We start from the raw sequence: 17193 nt of genomic DNA, 5'->3' as shown, positions 1-17193 counted from the left end.
CGGGATCAGGCGGTCGCCGACCGGCCCGTACGGCTTTCCGGGTGCGCTCCGGCAGGAGCCGCCACTACTCCAGACCACCGCACAGAGTTCTGTGCGCGCGCGCCCGCTCTGTCACAGGCGAGCTGGTCGGCGTTACTGGTAAGGATGGTCGATCGCCAGATCCGCGAGCCGTGGGTTGACTTCGGGAAACGAGCCGTCGCCGAACAGCGTCCGCGCCGCCAAGGCACGACCGGCGCGACCGCGTAACACAGTCACCGCCGCCTCTGCCGCAGCAGGGGATCGGATGCCGGCGAACACGCGGCGCAGCAACAGTCGGCCTCGGAACCGGGTCCGCAACGCGTTCCCGTCGTACCGGCTCAGCATGCGCGGGTCGCCAGTACGCAGGTATCCGGCGGTCACCGCCGCAGCCAGTTCGGACATGCGTAAGCAAGGGTCCAACCCACCGGCCGTCAGCGGCGACACCGCGCCCGCCGCGTCTCCGACGAGCAGTCCGGCGGGGCACGCCAACCGTCGCAGCACACCGCCGACCGGTATCGGACCACCTCGGCGCTCGACCGGCCCGGTCGGCGGTGTACTGCCAGGCGCATCCGCGGTGAAGGCGTCCAGCAGGTGGCGGATGCCGGTGCGCATCGCGTTCGGATATCCCGCGACGCCAACATGCGCATGCCGGCCGTCGTCGATGACCCATCCCAGGTACCCCGGAGCGATCCGGGGGTCCAGCACGCAGTGGAACGCCGGGGTGGTCGTGCCCGACGCGATCGGGTGGACGATCTCTGCACCGACGAGGAAGCGCCGATTGACATCAAGGCCGAGATCACGGGCCACTCGGGAACGGGCGCCGTCCGCGCCGACGATGAACCGGGCCGTCACCGGTTCCGCACCCGCGAACCGCACAAAACCCATCGACGCGTCGACATACCGTACGCCCAAGAGGACCCGTGCCCCGGCTGACTCCGCCGCGCGGTGCGCGTGCTCGTAGACGGCCGCCATGTCGGCCACGCGGTACTCGTCCCGGTCACTGGTGAGCCGGATCGGTGCCCGCCGCGACGGCGGATACAGCAGCACATCCCGGACACCTGGCCCGAGCAGGTGATCCGGCACGTCGAAGTCATCGAGGGTGCGGCGCACGAAGATCCCTGTCGTGCGGATGCCCGTCGACAGCGACCTGCGACGGTCGACCACCATCACGTTCAGTCCCCGTCGCGCGAGCAGGCGGGCTGTACGCAGGCCGGCCAGGCCCGCACCCACGACCAGTACATCCACTGTCCGCATACCTTGCGACGGTAGGGGCGATGCCTCATCCGTACGATGGTCTGCACGCTACCTGCCCCATACCTCCACACCGTCGCCACACTCGAGACGGAGACCGCTGAGATCTTGGTGTCGGGATCGGTCAATCGTTGCGGAGTTCGCTGAACTCTTCGATCAGCACGGAACACTGCTCCCCACCGTGTCCGGCGGCGATCGAGCGGTAGGTGACAGTGCTGAGCGCGTCGAGCGTTGACTTGTGCGCCTCGAAGTCCGACCACGCGCCCCGCCGGGGACCCCGATGAAGGTCATTGATGGTCGGGATGAGGACGTGCCCGAGCAGGCAGTACGCGCGCGGGTGTTCGGAGATGTCACTGGCGGGGGTTGCTGTCTCGTCTAGGGAGGTGCAGGCAATCTCGATCAAGGAGTAGACGATGAACCTCGCGTTGTGGATCGCTGCCGGGCTGCTGGCCGTGGTAGCGCTGAGCGGCGGCATCAGCAAGACGTTCGTGCCCAAGGAGAAGCTGGCTGCGCTCCGTGGTGGGGGATGGACCGCAGACGCCAGTGTCGGCTTCGTCAGGACCCTGGGTGTCCTTGAGCTCCTGGCTGCGGTGGGCTTGATACTGCCCGCCGCGCTCGACATCGCGCCGGTTCTGGTGCCGGTGACTGCGGTCTGCTGGATCCTGCTGATGCGATCCAGGATTTCACCTCGGTGAACGTCCCGCCCCGGATGCTCGGTCGTCCGCACGCGACCCGGCCGTTGTCACTCGGAAAGTCACTCAGCGAGGGGTGGCGGCAGCCTGGAGAGGCGTCTGGGGTTGGAGACGTGCAGGATCTCAGCCGTCTAGCGTTGCTTGAGGCGGAGTGCTTCTTTGCGGACCTCGGCCTGGATGGTTCGCTCGCGCTCCAGCCACGCCGGGTTCTCCGCTTTCAGCGCATCGATCTCAGCGGTGGTGAGCGGTCCGGTGATCCCATTTCTGATCAGGCCGGAAATGGAGACCCTGAGCTTCGCGGCAATGACCTGCTTGGGGTGCGGGCCGTTGCGGCGCAGGTCAGCGAGCCAGGCGGGTGGCGTCGACTGCAACTCATTCAGCTCGTCCCTGGAGACGACACCCGCCTGGAACTCGGCGGGAGTGGCCGAGAGGAGGACACCCAGCTTCGTAGCCGCGGTCGCGGGCTTCATCGTCTGGATGGTCTTCGGTTTGGGCGAGGTCATGGCGCCAAGAGTAGCCAGTCGGAACGGTTCCCCTGACATCGCTACGCTGAGGAAGTGACTGAGGGAGAGACTGGCAAGGTGTTCAGGCTGGCGCACGTGCCCGGGGTGACACCCGCGAAATGGGTCAACGTCTGGACCGAGAGGATGTCCGGCGTGCCGATCACCCTGGTCGCGGTTCCCGCCGCCGAGGTGGTGGAACTCCTGCGGAATGGCGGCGCCGACGCCGGATTCGTCAGACTTCCGGTCGACAGGGACGGGCTCAGCGTGATTCCTCTTTACGTGGAGAACACGGTGGTCGTGGTGCCCAAGGATCACGCGGTCGCCGCCGCCGACGAGGTGGCCATCGCCGACCTTATCGACCAAGAGGTGTTCCATCCTCTGGACGACACCATCGAGTGGACGGTCCGGCCCGGACTGACCGCGTTCACTCGACCGGCCACAACGGCGGACGCGGTCGAACTGGTAGCGGCCGGCACTGGGATTCTCCTGGTTCCGCAGTCCCTGGCACGCCTCCACCACCGCAGGGATCTCACTTACCGGCCGGTGCCGGACGCGCCGCAGTCTCAGGTCGCGCTGACCTGGCCCACGGACGCGACCACTGACCTGGTGGAAGATTTCATCGGCATCGTCCGCGGGCGGACAGTGAACAGCTCGCGGGGCCGTACCCCCGCCTCCCCTCCAAAGAAACCGGCACAGCGGCAGGCGCAGAAACCCGCCCAGGGCTCCAGGCGCGGGGCCGTGCCAGCCAGCAGTAAAAGGAAGGGCAACCGGCCTCGGTGACCTGCAGCCCCGAATTCACGGTCAAGCCGTATCCCAGATCCCGCGCCGGCCGGAGGGAAGCGCCGCTTCCCGCTTCGTGGTGGAGCTCCTCGCCGCGCATCGGGGCGCCTATCCCGCAGGTCGACTCGGCGAGGTGTTGGTGGCGCGCCGAGTCGGCACACCTTCCGCGCTCGCGTCTGGCGGTCTCGTCCGCGCGGTCAGGCCAGATCAGTTCCTCGGCGTCTGGCTGACCAAGAAGGGTGCCGAGCAGAGCAAGAGCTTCCCGACCATGGAGGAAGCCGTCTCGTACGTTGCCAAGCACGCGGGCGAAGACCCCTTCGATGCGAAGCAACCCATGCAGGAGCCTCATCTGCTTCATACACAGGTCCGGCCAGCAAAACCGTCCCTCGACGTGTGTAGTCATTCGAGCTCGTACGAGGCCGTTGTCACTCAGTTGGTCACTCAACCACAAGGTAGAGGGAGGAGGCTCTCGAAAGATGAAGCACCTCGTGCGGCGGCCGCTAGCCATGCCCACCGCCACTCGTCGGTCCGGCAACTTCCAAGTCGTTGATCCTCCTGGCAGTCACTGCTGAGGCTACTGTGACGACACGCTGACGCGGAGGCAACCTCCACGCCAACGTAAGCGTCCAACCTCCTCAACGGACAACAAAATGTGAGGCAACGGAGCGGCATGGGAGCGGATCTATGGGTGGCATGGCTGCACATCAGCGAGGCCACAGCCCAGAAGATCCAGCATCGCCATCACCTCATCGCAGAAGAGGTCCGCGACGCTGTCGTATGCCAGGAAGGGCTGGTCTACGTCTGGGATGATCACCCTGAGCGTGGCTTGCGTGCGCTTGTGCAGGTCCGCATCCGAGGAGCTTTGACTTTGATCGTGCTCTACCCAAGCAGGGACGGGGTAGACGACATCTACTGGCTCGGCAGCGCTTACCCCATCGAGTGAGACTGGTCAGATGAGGCACAGAGAGGCATCATGGCAACTATGAACGCCGACGACTTCTATGAGGACGACGAGCCCATCGAGCAGGTCCTTGCAGCGTTCGAGCGCGGCGACAAGCGTCTAACGAGACGCCCCAACCGGGGGTTCAACGAGCATCTCAGCCTCTTCGGTGTCGCGGTAAGCGAGACCAGTACCAGTGGGGTCCTCGTCGGCCACGTGTCCTGATGGCATCACCGATCGACGTCCAACTCATCCTGTGCGACTCAGCCGTATCGGACCCGAGCGGCAAGGTTCATATGCTGGGAGCGGGTTGGTCCATAACAGGCTCGCCAAGCGCCCCACATGCAGTTGTTGTCCTCATGGGAATCCCCTGGGACAGGGCAAATCAGAAGATCCCCATCAAACTGCAACTGCTCGACGACGACGGACATCCTGTGACGGTCTCAGACCCCACCGGTACGGGTGCACCAGTACAGCACGTAGGGGAGTTCGAGATTGGTCGCCCCCCCGGCCTGCCGCACGGCATCACGCTGGATGCGGGCTTCTCTTTGACTGTTCCCGCCCTACCTCTCAAACCAGGCCGATACCAGTGGCGACTAGAGATCAGCGATCAAACGGTGGTCCGGTCGTTTACTGCGCGCGAAGGTGGCGCGATCCATCCCCAAGTTCGCTAGCAATCAACGCGGCGCCCTGCAGCTCACATAACCTGCCGGACCCACCTGCCGACGAACCTTGATGTGCTTTTGTCATTTGGGCTTGTAGAGCTGTGCCGTCAGCTAGTGGGCTGCAGAAAGAATATCTCGCAACGTCACGGCGTGCGGTGCGCCTCGTCTACGAAGTTCGCCGGCGGTCTCTGCGAGTTCCTTGACCACATGGCGGTTGAGTTGGACGGCGTCGGTTACGACGGGCAGTGCCGTGCTCAAGCTCGCCTCGGCGTCTTCGGCGTTCGCGGGCATGACGTTGGGCGAAGCATCGCTGCTCAAGCGGCTGACTGCGGACGAGGAGTCCGTCCGCGGGCAACTTGAGTCGTTGCGTGAGCAGGTGGCGGCACCTGCGGCGGCATCGCGAGCGCCAGGCCGACGCGCGGGAGAAGGCGGGCGACAGGTGGACGGAGAATGACCTCGTGTTCGCCTCGGCGGTCGGGACGGAGCTGGACGCGCACAACGTCCGGCGGTCGTTTCGGGCAGTGCTCAAGCGGGCGGGTCTGAACGAGAAGGAGTGGACTCCGCGTGAGATGCGGCACAGCTTCGTGTCGCTGCTCTCGGACAGCGACGTCCCTCTGGAGGACATCTCCCGCCTGGTCGGCCACAGCAACACCATCGTGACGGAGACGGTCTACCGGAAGCAGCTCCGCCCGGTGCTGGTCGCGGGGGCGGAGGCCATGGACCGGATCTTCAAGGGACGGCCGGAGGCTTAGTCCACCCAGAAGATCAAAAAGGCCGTTTCCGATCAGCGGAAACGGCCTTTGACCTGGGTGGGGTGTTCACGAGTAGGTCTGGCCTGGGGCGCTGAAGGTATCTCGAAGATCGCTTCCCGAGGCGACGAAGATCGTTTCCCGGCCGTAGTAGCGGGCGTCAGCCGCGTTCCCGGGCACGATGCTGTGCCCGCTGGGCACAGCGGGCCGCGAGGCCAGCCCTGCGAGCCGCTCGGCGCTCTCGATGCCCCGCAAGACTCGGCCCTGGGCCAGGATCACCCCGGTCCTGGACATGGACTTGCCGCTTCTACGCCTGTCATGCGGTGTCGGTCCTTACCATCGTTGGTGGAAGTAGGAGGGAGCCCAACCATGGATACCTCGCCGACTACCGAGACGGGATCTTCGCTGCCGGCAATCACACCTCCGCAAGCAGGAGTCCCTCGGCGATTGCCTGGAAGAGCACGACCACGCACGGATATTCTGCGGGAGTACCTCGACCTGAACACCAGGCGTCGCGAACGCATCCCATCCATCCTCTGGGCGTTCTGGGCACCTGACCCAGACAAGTTTTACCGGTGGCGCATCCAACTCGATTGCGACTGCGTTACCGAGGTCCTGACCCACGGCGACAACAACCTGCCTGACCAGGCGAGATGGCATGATCATGTCAACGAACAATCACTACCCGTAGGCCAGATTCTCTGTTCCCACGACGACACTCCACCCCAGCCCTATCGAGATATCACCGACTGGGGAACCCGCAGAGAAGTCTCCTTTCCTGCGGATCCCGTCGACCCACCAGAGGGTGAGGACTCGGAGTCGTGGGCCCTGATCCGCCGCGATGAGCGCTGCACCAAGGCTTTCTGGAAAGTGACCCTGTCATGTGGGCACGCAACCGACGTCGTCACGGACCTGGATTGGAAGCCCGAGGACGGCCCTCATCGAGTCAGTCCCGAGAGACTTCAAGAGATGACCGCTGACTTTGAGGAGTTCTGGGCGTCAGACCCTGATAGGCAGGACGAGCGCGAACGTGAACACTACAAGCGAATGCTCACTCAAGGCTGGCCGAGGCCGCAACCCGAGGAACTGTGCTACACCTGCCCTCGTGCGCGATACATCGTCGCATATCAACGCATCGGCTGGCTTCTTCCACGAGAACGAAAGCCCAAACTTCCGGCACCGCCTTCTCGAGCCAGCCTGCAACGTCGTCTCCAAAGAGCCGAAGCCGAGGCCGCTCTACTCCGCGATCAACTGACCGAACTCGACGCACAGAACGCACCGCCCGAGTAGCCATATCCTGATCAGTCGAGGCCGTCAGTCAGTCCCAACTGCGCAGTGCCGTCGTCGGATTCGGCGACCTGAGTGCGGCGATATTGGGGGTGATCTTGGTCCATCTTTTGGGCCGCGTGTAGTGGGGCGCTATAGCGGGTGCGGTTGGCCCAGGTGAGTGGCTGGTTGCACAAGCGTGCGGTGAGGACTGCGAGGGGGCGAGGCTGGATGTCGTCGCGGAGCGGGATGACGTAGATCTCGGTGGCGGTCATCGCGTACCAGTTGGCGGCCATCTCATTCTTGCGGAGTTGTCCTTCGATGTTGGAGCCGTGGTCAGCGGTCCAGCGGGTCTTGTCCTCGCCGAGTCGGCCGCTGTTGGCACCGTCATGCTGGGGTGGGACAGTGACGAGCAGCCAGGTTGGGTGACCGAAGTCAGGGTCAACGCGGAACAGGCTCTTCGACGTCGTTTTAGTGTCGTGTTCGTCGTCCTCGTTGATCCACGTGGCGCCGAACGGGCGGGGTGTCTCGTAGGTGTCCTTGTTGATCCGGATCACAGCGATGGGCCGATAGTCCTCCCGGAGGCTGTATCCAGGCAGCCAGGTGGTGCCGGGCTTGCCCGTCTCGCCCTGTTTGTTGTTGTGGAGGCCGCCCCAAAGGCGTCGAGTGGCGTTGCCGTCGACCGTTACGGTGTACGGGGTTCCGTCGAGGTAGCGGGCGAGGTCGTTAAGGGCTTGGTCGATGGTCTTGGCGACGGACTTGTGGCCCTTGTTGTCATCGACGAGCTCGGTCATTTTGCCCTCGGGGTAGTCCTGGGCGTGGAAGGCGTTCTGGGCGTCGGTATAGGGCTGCCAGTTGCGATCGGTGTAGCTCCACCCATGCAGTGTCCAGGCCTGGCTTGGGTCAGCCGGAGGCCTCAGGACGGTGGCGGTTACGCAGATCTTCGCCGACCGCTCACCGCGGCGCTTGCTCTGGCGGCGGACGTGGATGCCGCAGTGCGCGACCTCGGTCGCCTTGTATGGACCGATGAGATCGACAACACCGCCGACCATGACGTCGTCGATGCGCCGGTCGACGATGCCCAGGCTCCGATAGAGGTCGAGCTGGGCGTAGATCGCCGGGTGGTCCTGGGCCTTTTTCTTGGGTTTGGTCTGCGCCAGATCAACAGGCTGCTTCGGGGTCGTGGTCTTCGTCGTGGCGGTCTTCTTCTTGCCGTCTTTGATGTACTGCGAGGTGATGTTGCGGCGGGATAGGGTGCGACGGCTGCGGTGCTTGGCATCTTCGTCTTCGCCCGGCCGGCCCGCGGGTTCTTCGCTACCGCCCTCTGTCCCCGTCAGCTCTTGGTCTTCCCCTTCGGTTGCTTCCTGCTGTTCGTCCTCGTCGCCGTCCCACTCGGTCTCGGCCCACACCCCGATCAGGGTTCCCTGCTCCGGCTGGAGTCCAGCTAGGCCGTCGAGGTCCTCCTTCATCCCGGAGTCGGGCCCGTGCTTGAGGAACCGGGGTGCCTCGTGGAAGACAGCGGTGACGCGGTCGTCGAGCAACGCCACCGACTCGCCGTCGACCGGGTCGACTTCGGTGTCGAGTCTGTAGGCGGACCAGAGGGCGCGGATCATCCGAAGGCGATTCTCGTCCTTGTACCACAGGCACACCAGACGCAACCGCTGGTAGCCCATGGTGCGAAGCGATCTCATGACTTCTTCGGGGGTGGGCAGGATGTCGGTTTGTTTGCGCTGCTTCATTCCGACGGTGTCGACGACGACGTTTGGGCTGATCGCCGTGTCGCCGAATACCTCCCGGAACCTACGGTCGAGTTCGCGTTCGAAGAACAGGCCGACGCCCGTCCCGATGGGGAATTTGTAGTGTTTGCTTTGGATGGGCCGAATCCCGGTCAGCGGCCCGCCCGGAGGGCGCCACGTGTCGTCCCCAGCTTCCTTGGCCTTTTGACGCGCACGTTCTTCGTGGTCGATCCGCTCTTGGACGCCGTGTAGGACCGAGTGGTCCATGTTGAGACGGGCCAGGGTTTGAAGCGTCATGCGATGGATGACGCGCAGCCGACCCCGCCCTGCCAGTTCGACCGCGATGATCGGTTTGTCCTTCTTGGCCTGCTCGACCAGGACGGTGCGGGCCCAGGTCGTGCTGTTCTGGATGCGGGTCGCGGACGCCGATAGAAAGATGAGCGGGTCGCTGATGTTCGCCATGGTCTTCATCAGCATGCGGCCGCGGGCCAGGGCGTGTGCGGTGCCTGCCTTATTCGACCAGGGAAGGTTCCAGGCGATGAACCCGCCGCTGCTGTCAGGGCGCAGGTGGACCGTCTGCCCGTCTACTTCCCACGGGTCCTTGCAGAATCGGCGGGCTAGGTCCCAGCCGATGCTTTGATACACCCATGCGTCGGCGTTAGGCTGCCCGCTCGTGGTGGCAAGGTGGTCAGCCAGAAGCCGCTCCTCCTGGACGGTACCGGCGATGCGTTCGGCGAGAGTGCTGGGCTTGAGTAGGTTGACCTCCTCGACAGTCTGCCCGTTGACCAGCCCGGTGAGCAGGGTGAAAGTGTCGCAGAGGGTGTCGTCGTCGATCGGTTCGCGGCTGACAAGGAAACCGCGGTCGGTGTCGAGGTGAACGTAACCGCCGGTGAGGCAGCGCAGCGCGTTGGTCGCGATCGAGTAGGGCGTCTGAGCGTCGCTGTTGTTCACCAACTCCCGGTACTGCCGATCGAGTAGCCGCCACATCGACACGACACCGGGCTCAAACAGTCGAAGGTTGACTGTGGCGTCTGCAAGCAGGGCGGGGGTGGCCCGGTAGGCCAGCAGGTCCAGCTGCCGACGGAGTTTTCCAGCCATGGGAAGGGTTCCCTCCTTAGGGGGAAGTGAAGGGCGTCTCCCTCGGGGAGGCCGGTTGGTCAGGCGTCGTCGGCGCTGGTGTCAATGCCGGCGTAAGCGAGGAACGCGGCCAAGGCTTCTCGGTAGATCGCGTTCATTCGGCGGCGAGTGTCAGGATGCCATCCGTCGTACATGCGGCGCAGGATGTTCGCCAGGTCGGACTGCCAGGAGTCCTCGTGGAAGGCGTAGTCGACCAGGTGCAAGGTCATGTCGGTGCCGCCGCGTCGGGCACGGCCAGCGAGCTGGATCATGTCGACGATCATTCCCGCGACGATTTCCTCCTGGAGTTCGGGGCGGGCGGCGACGAAACCGGGAGCGGAGCGCATGATCACTCCCAGGCGCTGCCAGGCTGCCTGACGGGCTTCCGCGAGAGCGGCGACGGGGTCGTCGGAGGGCAGAGCAGGTAGGGCGTGCAGGCCGGCGGCGTTAACGCTCGCGTACATCTCGGGTGGGTCGGTGAGCAGAGCAAGCGGCCGGGTGCATAGGTAGACGGGTGTGATGGCGGATTTGGTGCCGATGACGATGTTGAGGCCGCGGGCGATCCGTGCCATCGGCACGATGAGGATCCGGCCGCGCGTCGGGAAGGTTTCGAATTCGTCCGGGGTCAGCTCGACGACGTCTGGCGGTAGTGGCGCTAGTCGCCGTAGTTGCTCGCGGCGGGACGCTTCGGCGGGGACGGCGATGCACAGGCCGCCGGTGAACCGGCCAGCGTTATGGATGCCGATAGCGATGTGGCGGCAGTGCTCGTAGGAGTTCACAACGACGGCGGCGTGTGCGCGGGCGGGGTCGGTGCGCTCGATTCGGGCGAGTTCATTGTGGATCTCGGTGTCGTAGAGCCGTTCCCCGAGCGTGATCAGCGCACGGCGTTTCATCGCCTGGGGGATACCGGAGATCTGGATGGCCTTGTCGGTGACCGCATCGGTGATCATATGGCGTTCGGCGCGGATGCTGGCGGGTGCGGCGTCGGTCATCCACCACTTGACGTCGGCATGGACATGTTCACGGACCGCTTGGGGGAAGTAGGCGGTGGCCGACAGCCCCATGACGGGGCGTTCGACTCCGGCCAGGGCGAGGGACAGGATGCTGCCTAGCTGGGCGGTGTAGGTGTGTGGGTCGCCGGTGATGAATTGTGCAGTGAGTTCGGCGTTCTTGTCCGGGTCGTCCAGTCCGGTGACCCGATAGCCGACGATCGCGCCACCGAGCATCCCGTAGGGGAAGATGTTGCCGCCGATCTTCGACTCCAGGCGTTCGGCCAGATCACGAGCGGACTGCAGGCCGACGGATCGTAGTTGGGCGGTCTTACTGCGGAGCAGGCCGAGTGCGTCGTCGAGCTCGGTCAGCCAGGTCCGCACGAGTAGCAGTTCGATGGCTTCGCTACGGTCGTGAGCATTGGTGACGGTCTGCTCCAGCGCCTCGTTTAGCTCCAGTTTGACCTGAGCGAGCAGGTCGTCGCCGCGGGGAGCGAGGACTCTCTCCAGCAGGTCCCGCACCTTCGCCAAGGGGTCGGGCAGTTGGACCGGTGCAGAGTCGGGACGGGTGTCGCTCGGCGCGGCGGGCGGGACGGGGTGCAGGGCGTTGAGGGTATCGAACAGGTCCTTCGGGATGTCCTGCCGATCGGTGATGCCAGCGCTTGGGAACAGCAGAGTGATGAGGCGACGGTCTCGGCCTCCTGCCAGGTGCCAACCGGTCGTGTTGAGACCGGGCCGGTCCTTGGCGGGGCCGCTTCCTTCGTACTGCCTCAGGTGGATGTCCCCGGTGCAGATCGACGCCAGCAGGAATTCTGAAAGATACCGGGCATGGCTGATTGTCGGGCAGAGGTCTTTGACCGCTTCCACCGGCAGGTCGGTCTTGTCGTCGTCCAACTGCCGGAGTGGAACGGTGCGGCGGTGCCGGGAATCCAAGACGATCTCTCGTGCACATTGTCCGATCGCGACTGATTGGAACTGGTCCACCTCGTCGATCATGACGATGTCAGAGCGGCGCAGCACCAGCTCGGCGATCGTCATATCGCCGACCAGACGGCCGTCGGCCAGGACACCGAGCGGGAACCGTCCCATCATTAGGTTGTGGTGATTGGTCACCAGCACCGACGCGGTCACCGCCTGTCGGTGCTGCTCGAACTTCCCGCAGGTGGTCGACATGAACGGGCATGAGTGCGTGCCCCGGCCAGGAGGGAGGGCTCGCAAAGCCGTACAGGGCTCTTCTCCATCGGGGAGGGGGTGGCTGATCTGGGTGTGGGCCTTCAGCGCACATCCGTAGGCCAGCTGGTCGATTCTCCAGAGCGTCTTGGTCGACTGGTGGAGGAACGCTCCCTCAACACGGCCCGCAGCCTTAATCGCCCGGTCATGCAACCCCCACGCCGACATCAACGGCGTGCACGAGACCGGTGCGGGCATCGTTCTACGGGCGGACAGGTGCTGGAGGTCCTCGTGAATGTCCCAGGTAGTAGCCAAGGTGGCGTCCACGGTCGGCAGGACGATCGTGATGGTCATGCCGTTGAGCGCGAACCAGGACGCGGCGACCCGGACCAGCACACTCTTTCCTGTGCCGGTGGGTGCGTTGAGGATCTCCATCGGCCCGGCCAGAAGCCGGATCATATCGCTAGCCTTCACCGAGTCGATGGTGTTCAACTGACTCGTCAGATCGGTGAGGACCTGCTCCAGATACCGGCCTTCCGGCGGGTACCGCAGGTCGATCTCCCGTGCCACCTCCAGCAAGTCGGGCACGTCGATTGTGATCTCGGCCCGATAAGGAGCGGTGACCACCTCCAGCGGCGTCACCTCGCCGGCGCCTGAGGTGAAGCCGGGAATCGTGACTTTTCCCTGTATGAGCCCATGGCCAGCCACGTAACGATCGCGGGTGAGCCAATCCCCCGCATCGGCAGGCTTGGGTGGCCGCCGTCGCCGATGATCTTTGCCGAGCCGATCCAGCATACGGTCCACGTAGGCCAGCAGATCGCCCCCGACGGACGGGATAGCTGCCTGCTCGCGGCCGCTCTCACCGGATAGGCGGAACGGCCATGGGGCTGGGCCCTGCTCGGTGGGGGTGAGGAGCTTGCGGGCCCGAATGCCGAACACGGTCGTCTTGGACAGGTCTTCGGGCGCGGCCACCATTACGGCAGCGAGACGCTGCTTCTCCTCATGCGGCAGGCCTCGCCACCTCGACCACTTATCGAGCTGGCCGCTCAGCAGGTAGGCGGCGTACCGGAAGGAGCCGCACGGGTTCCCCCCCTCGTCATAACCGGGGAAGTAGTGGGCGGCCAGCGCCAGCGCACAGCAGATGGCAGCATCGTTCTTCGATAGCTTCGTCAGGCCCACTGGACACCTGCCTCCTCACAGATCTTCGCGCCGAGGTCACCCGCGGTCGAGACACTCAAACCGAACTCGCTGCATACGCGGCTCAGCAAGGGGAGGCTGGAGGCCCGGTAGTCGGGAACAGCAAGCCAGTCGGCTCCTCCGGCGTCGCCCTTATCCGCCTGGATCTTCTGGGCCAGCAGCAGCGGGTGGCTGTAATCCTTGAGATCGATCCGGAACTGCGTCTTCCCTCCCGTGCCGGCAACCTCGATTTGAAGGTCGTAGGAGTCGAGATCGGGCCACAGGACTGGCGCCAGGCCGCGCGCCTTGAGGGCTTCGTAGAGTGCGACCTCGACCAGACCTGGCACGGTGGTCCAGCGCCACACGCCACGAGTGAGCGCGGCGTGGTCCTTGACCAGTGTCGCCTGCGGCGTCACGCCATGCACTGTGGGGAACAGCACCTTGTCGTTGCCCGACCGTGCGACGGGCGCCGATGCGGCGGGGACCAGCTTCGGCGCCCCGCCGTCGGCCGGGATTTTGAAGTGGTACTTGGCTCCGAAGTCGCGGTGCGGTCGGTGGAAGCACTGGACGCTTCCGGACCGACCGCCGCGGGTCTGCTGAAGCGTCACCCGCATGGGCCATTCGCACACCGGACAGGCGAACCACCAACGGTCGAAGACCGCAGCGTGCGGGATGTCGGTGTAGAACTGCCGAACGCTACTGGGCAGCGGCAGCTTACGGAGCTTGCTGACCGGCCCGGCTGGATGGTCAATGAGTGCCTTGCGGCCCTCCACATATACGGTCTGGTCCATGGCCTTCTTCAGGCCAGCGTAGGCCCGTTCCTGGTCCATCTCCGCTTCGAGATCATCTCCGTTTGCTGAGCGGCCACCGCGAGTCAGCCGAGACAAGGTCCGCAGCACCAGCCGCTGCTCGGCCTCCAGGTCGTATAGGTCGTCGTCGAACTGCCCGTCTCCAGTGATCAGACGAACGCCCTGCATCTCCTCTGCTGGCACTTCCCCCGGCAGCAGAAGATTGAGGTCTCCGGTGAGCAGTTCACGGAATTCAGCGAAGGTCAGTGGGTGAGAGGGGCCGCGGGCCGCCATGATCCGGCCGTGGGATTCCATCAAGGTGCGCAGTCGATGCTCCGGGGGCGCCTCGGCGTCAGTGAGGGCCTGCGCTGCCAAGGCAGCGGCCGCCATCACCGTGTGCCGGACCTCGGGAGCATCCAAGAGTGAGCTCGGGTCGTTCACACCGGGCATGCTAACCAGCGAGTGTGACAGTTTGAGATTGCACGCGAACGCTCAGAGATCGCCAGCAGCCGCGGCACGTGTCCCTTCGTCCATCTCGAACTGCGGATACAGGTCCCGATAGTCATCGAGATAATCAACGATGTGCTGTCGGCCAACTTTAGTGAGATGCCAGCGGTATTCCTTGACGAACGTGCCCTGGGCGACCTCGACGCGAATCGGCTCGGCGTAGATGTAGCCGCGACTGGCCGCCCCGTTCGGCCGGAACCCTGTCCCCAGATAGAACCTGGCCTTCCCCCACAACCCGGCTTCCGGCAACCCATCGGGCTCGGCTGAGGCGACCTTCACCAGGTTCTCCCACAACCACGCGGACAACAGATGCGCCGGGGTCCGAACCGGCGCTTGGGCTCCCAGTCCTGCCCGCACACATGCCCTACCTACCCGGGTCAATTCCACCAGCACGCGATTGACCGGCCCCAGAGGGAACACTTCCACCTGATCCTCGGTCAGCGTGATCAGTCCGTGGCGTTCCAGCACAGCCAGACTCGAGCCCGCACCTGGATCGAGCAGCCCCTGTTCCTTGAGCCGCAGCTGGATGTCGGTGTAGCCGGTGAAAGCAGGGTCGGCTTTGATGGTGAACGGCAGCTTACGCCAGACGCTGGCCGGTCCGGGATCACGCCCAGCTGCATGCTCAGCGCGCGCGTGAGCTTCGGCTTCCTGATCCTGATGGAAGCAGGCCACCAGATAGGCCTGCTGCCGCTCGTTCAACGCCCGCCAGTCACGCATCCCCTTGTCCGATGAAGCTACCGCCGTCTCGTCTTCCCCCCGCTTGACCGGTACCGCGCGGAACAGGTGCGCCTGCTGCGGATAAGCCCGCAACCACGCCTGCCGAACAGCAGACGTCGACGTGCCGTATATCTCAGCGAAACCTGCAACGACCTGTTCGAGGGACGCCCGGTCAGCCCACGCCTGGACAACGATGCCGGACTCGACCGCCTGCAGCTTCCAGACCGTCACCTCTGGCACCCGTTCCGCCAACGCCCTGGCGGCGCCCCCACGATTCAGCCCAGCAAATCGACGCAAGTCCGTAAGGGTCTCCTCCTCGCGGGGAACACCCGTCAACGCCTGCGCCGAAGTCCCAAGTACCTCAGCCAGCCTCTTCAACCGCGCCGGTGAGGGTGAGTGCCTGCCCTGCTCGTAGTAGATGATCTGCCGCGCCGACACCCCCACCGCAGCCGCCAAACCCGACACCGTCAGCCTGGCGTTCGCCCTAAGCAGGGACAACACGCCAGGCGCGAAGGGCTCAGACTGACGAGACATGTAGCCATTATAAACTTCACTCTGCCGAAAACCACTCTCCGTCGATCATTTGTTCGATTCCCCTGCGAATGCTGCCTGAAACAAGCCGCTGAGCATCCGCGGATTCCTGTCGGCTTACAGCAGCGCTCCGGACGCCCGCAGCGCGTCATCGATCAGCATCCACACGCGCCGCGCTCCGACCCCGTGGGTTCAGCCCTCAAACTGGTGTGCCGGTCAGTGCGTGCGGTGGGCCGGACCGAAGGTGCCACTGACCTCGCCCGGATGCCTCACGTCGACGATGGTCGGCGATATCCGTTGGATTTTCGGCGACTACTACCAGGCCCGCCGGCTGGCCGCTTCCCCAGATCTTGCACTGGCTCTGGTAGGTGGTCGTCACCACCAGGCGCCGCTGATCGAGATCCGCCGGGAGTCGGGTGACCATGCAGCAGGTGGGTAGCAGCTCGGGCTGAACTGGACGCGCCCTGGCCCCGCTCGCCGGGGGAGAGAGAGCGGAGCCAGGGCTGCAGAATACGAGATGGTCCCCGCCGCATTGCGGGCGGCGGGAACCACTTATCGAGTGCTGCTACCGGCCGCGGATCTGGCGACCGGTCGTGCTGTTCGGGTATAGAACGGCGTCGGCGACCCGGCCGCCGGAGTCCTTTGCGCCCCCGCCGATGGTGAGCTTGCCATGGACGTTGGTGTTCCCGGCCATGCCGGACCAGAACGCGGGCTCCTTCTCCCAGCGGATGCCGTCCAAGAGCTTGGTCAGCCCGGCGGGCATGATGCTGTCGGCGTTCTGGGTCAGGCCGGTCGCCTGATGGACAGCGATGCCGAGACCGGTGAGGACAGCCGGGGCGGAGAGCATCGTGCGGGTAGCGAAGCCCTACTGGCTCAAGCTCAAACAAAGCGCCGACACCCAAGGACGGGTACGACTGCAATGCCTGGCCGCGGGCCCTTCCCCCTCGGTGACCTGCCCGCGCCTCAACCGCACCCGCCCCACCCCGCCTGCCTCTCCCGCAGCGATGGATCTGGCCAACGCCCGCGCCGCCCACATGGCCGCCAAACCCACGATCCTGCTGCCCGACAACGAAACGAGAGGAAACGGCCCCTTCCCCTGGCCGAACTGCCACGCATCTGCCAGAAGTCGACCATCACGCTGCGCCCCGACGACCTCGGCATCAAGGGACAAACTCCGTCAAGACCGGCGCTACCTCACCCCACCTGGCAGGACGCCTGCAAGATCATCCGAGTCAACACCGAAGGCGTCAACGGCAGGATCAAGGGCCACCACATCGATGTCGGCGGAATCTGTCAAACCTGTTGAGACGTCAGGCTACTTGTGTGGTTTGTGGTGAAGCGCCGTCGTTTTGGGTCGTGAGTGGCTTGTTGATCCACACTCGTGAGGGCAGCGGCGGTGGACAGGGGGCCGCCGACCGTGGAACCGCTCGGGGTGGGCCAGGAACGCCGCGTTCAGCGTGGCGGACCGCCTGGCGTGGATCTCAGCCACCGAGCCGTCATGCACCGATGCCGGGGTGTGCATTCCGATACCGGAATGGTGGTGGTTCTCTGGGGGTCAGGGACTGTGCCGGGCGCTCAAACTCGGTGTTTCCGCAGGTC

14 protein-coding genes and 2 pseudogenes are annotated in these 17193 nt (G+C 64.9%); 5 read left to right on the top strand and 11 right to left on the bottom strand.

The genetic code is table 11. The annotated features are described in order from the left end of the window. Positions 1-132: 132 nt before the first annotated feature. Together AB0O34_RS32650 and AB0O34_RS32645 are read right to left on the bottom strand one after the other, a co-directional pair. The gene (locus AB0O34_RS32650; RefSeq protein WP_363922092.1) at positions 133-1272 is read right to left on the bottom strand and encodes an NAD(P)/FAD-dependent oxidoreductase; all 1140 of its coding nucleotides are present in this window, start codon (positions 1270-1272) and stop codon (positions 133-135) included. A 121-nt stretch (positions 1273-1393) separates the two neighbouring features. After that, positions 1394-1672, bottom strand: a complete 279-nt coding sequence (locus tag AB0O34_RS32645; protein ID WP_363922090.1) for a hypothetical protein — start codon at positions 1670-1672, stop codon at positions 1394-1396. 10 nt (positions 1673-1682) lie between these two features. Between AB0O34_RS32645 and AB0O34_RS32640 the strand changes: the two genes are divergently transcribed. Continuing rightward, entirely contained in the window at positions 1683-1964 is a 282-nt protein-coding gene (locus tag AB0O34_RS32640; RefSeq protein WP_363922088.1) for a DoxX family protein, read from the top strand. 128 nt (positions 1965-2092) lie between these two features. Here the strand turns inward: AB0O34_RS32640 and AB0O34_RS32635 are convergent, their stop codons facing one another. Beyond that, complete coding sequence (locus AB0O34_RS32635) at positions 2093-2464, bottom strand: DUF5997 family protein (RefSeq protein WP_363922086.1); 372 nt, start codon at positions 2462-2464, stop codon at positions 2093-2095. 78 nt (positions 2465-2542) lie between these two features. Between AB0O34_RS32635 and AB0O34_RS32630 the strand changes: the two genes are divergently transcribed. The 4 genes from AB0O34_RS32630 (at position 2543) to AB0O34_RS32615 (ending at position 5601) form a co-directional block, all read left to right on the top strand. After that, the gene (locus AB0O34_RS32630; RefSeq protein WP_363922084.1) at positions 2543-3244 is read left to right on the top strand and encodes a LysR family substrate-binding domain-containing protein; all 702 of its coding nucleotides are present in this window, start codon (positions 2543-2545) and stop codon (positions 3242-3244) included. A 688-nt stretch (positions 3245-3932) separates the two neighbouring features. Continuing rightward, positions 3933-4187, top strand: a complete 255-nt coding sequence (locus AB0O34_RS32625) for a hypothetical protein (RefSeq protein WP_363922082.1) — start codon at positions 3933-3935, stop codon at positions 4185-4187. Between the two features lie 30 nt (positions 4188-4217). Next, positions 4218-4409: a hypothetical protein gene (locus tag AB0O34_RS32620; protein WP_363922080.1), complete on the top strand. Its 192-nt coding sequence runs from the start codon at positions 4218-4220 to the stop codon at positions 4407-4409. 808 nt (positions 4410-5217) lie between these two features. Next, entirely contained in the window at positions 5218-5601 is a 384-nt protein-coding gene (locus AB0O34_RS32615) for a tyrosine-type recombinase/integrase (RefSeq protein WP_363922078.1), read from the top strand. A gap of 66 nt (positions 5602-5667) precedes the next feature. Here the strand turns inward: AB0O34_RS32615 and AB0O34_RS32610 are convergent, their stop codons facing one another. From AB0O34_RS32610 to AB0O34_RS32575, 8 genes and pseudogenes are all read right to left on the bottom strand, one after another. Continuing rightward, a complete protein-coding gene (locus tag AB0O34_RS32610) occupies positions 5668-5892 on the bottom strand; it encodes a hypothetical protein (protein WP_363922076.1) in 225 nt (74 codons plus the stop codon). A 1007-nt stretch (positions 5893-6899) separates the two neighbouring features. Then, on the bottom strand, positions 6900-9698 hold the full coding sequence (locus AB0O34_RS32605) for an RNaseH domain-containing protein (RefSeq protein WP_363922074.1): 2799 nt from the start codon (positions 9696-9698) through the stop codon (positions 6900-6902). A gap of 59 nt (positions 9699-9757) precedes the next feature. Continuing rightward, positions 9758-13054 carry a hypothetical protein gene (locus AB0O34_RS32600; RefSeq protein WP_363922073.1) on the bottom strand — a complete coding sequence of 1099 codons (3297 nt, stop codon included), beginning with the start codon at positions 13052-13054 and terminating at the stop codon, positions 9758-9760. Continuing rightward, complete coding sequence (locus tag AB0O34_RS32595; RefSeq protein ID WP_363922072.1) at positions 13045-14280, bottom strand: hypothetical protein; 1236 nt, start codon at positions 14278-14280, stop codon at positions 13045-13047. Before AB0O34_RS32595 ends, AB0O34_RS32600 begins: the two co-directional genes overlap by 10 nt. A 51-nt stretch (positions 14281-14331) precedes the next feature. Then, positions 14332-15294, bottom strand: a complete 963-nt coding sequence (locus AB0O34_RS32590) for a hypothetical protein (protein WP_363922094.1) — start codon at positions 15292-15294, stop codon at positions 14332-14334. Between the two features lie 120 nt (positions 15295-15414). After that, positions 15415-15597 (bottom strand): annotated as a pseudogene (locus tag AB0O34_RS32585) (helix-turn-helix transcriptional regulator); the annotation flags it as partial. A 562-nt stretch (positions 15598-16159) separates the two neighbouring features. Continuing rightward, positions 16160-16441 (bottom strand): hypothetical protein, encoded by a 282-nt coding sequence (locus AB0O34_RS32580; protein WP_363922070.1) that lies wholly within the window; start codon positions 16439-16441, stop codon positions 16160-16162. A 573-nt stretch (positions 16442-17014) separates the two neighbouring features. After that, positions 17015-17137: pseudogene (locus AB0O34_RS32575) on the bottom strand (IS3 family transposase); the annotation flags it as partial. Positions 17138-17193 lie beyond the last annotated feature (56 nt).

It is taken from the genome of Sphaerisporangium sp. NPDC088356 (assembly GCF_040685555.1).
Classification (GTDB): domain Bacteria; phylum Actinomycetota; class Actinomycetes; order Streptosporangiales; family Streptosporangiaceae; genus Sphaerisporangium.
Note: the sequence above shows the minus strand (reverse complement) of the source record. Positions and strands in the feature narration are given on the sequence as shown.

Excerpts from the sequence above, each read along its gene's own strand:
- AB0O34_RS32650 (WP_363922092.1), bottom strand. The coding sequence starts at position 1,272 with ATGCGGACAGTGGATGTACTGGTCGTGGGTGCGGGCCTGGCCGGCCTG.
- AB0O34_RS32640 (WP_363922088.1), top strand. The coding sequence starts at position 1,683 with ATGAACCTCGCGTTGTGGATCGCTGCCGGGCTGCTGGCCGTGGTAGCG.
- AB0O34_RS32635 (WP_363922086.1), bottom strand. The coding sequence starts at position 2,464 with ATGACCTCGCCCAAACCGAAGACCATCCAGACGATGAAGCCCGCGACC.
- AB0O34_RS32620 (WP_363922080.1), top strand. The coding sequence starts at position 4,218 with ATGGCAACTATGAACGCCGACGACTTCTATGAGGACGACGAGCCCATC.
- AB0O34_RS32610 (WP_363922076.1), bottom strand. The coding sequence starts at position 5,892 with ATGTCCAGGACCGGGGTGATCCTGGCCCAGGGCCGAGTCTTGCGGGGC.
- AB0O34_RS32605 (WP_363922074.1), bottom strand. The coding sequence starts at position 9,698 with ATGGCTGGAAAACTCCGTCGGCAGCTGGACCTGCTGGCCTACCGGGCC.
- AB0O34_RS32580 (WP_363922070.1), bottom strand. The coding sequence starts at position 16,441 with ATGCTCTCCGCCCCGGCTGTCCTCACCGGTCTCGGCATCGCTGTCCAT.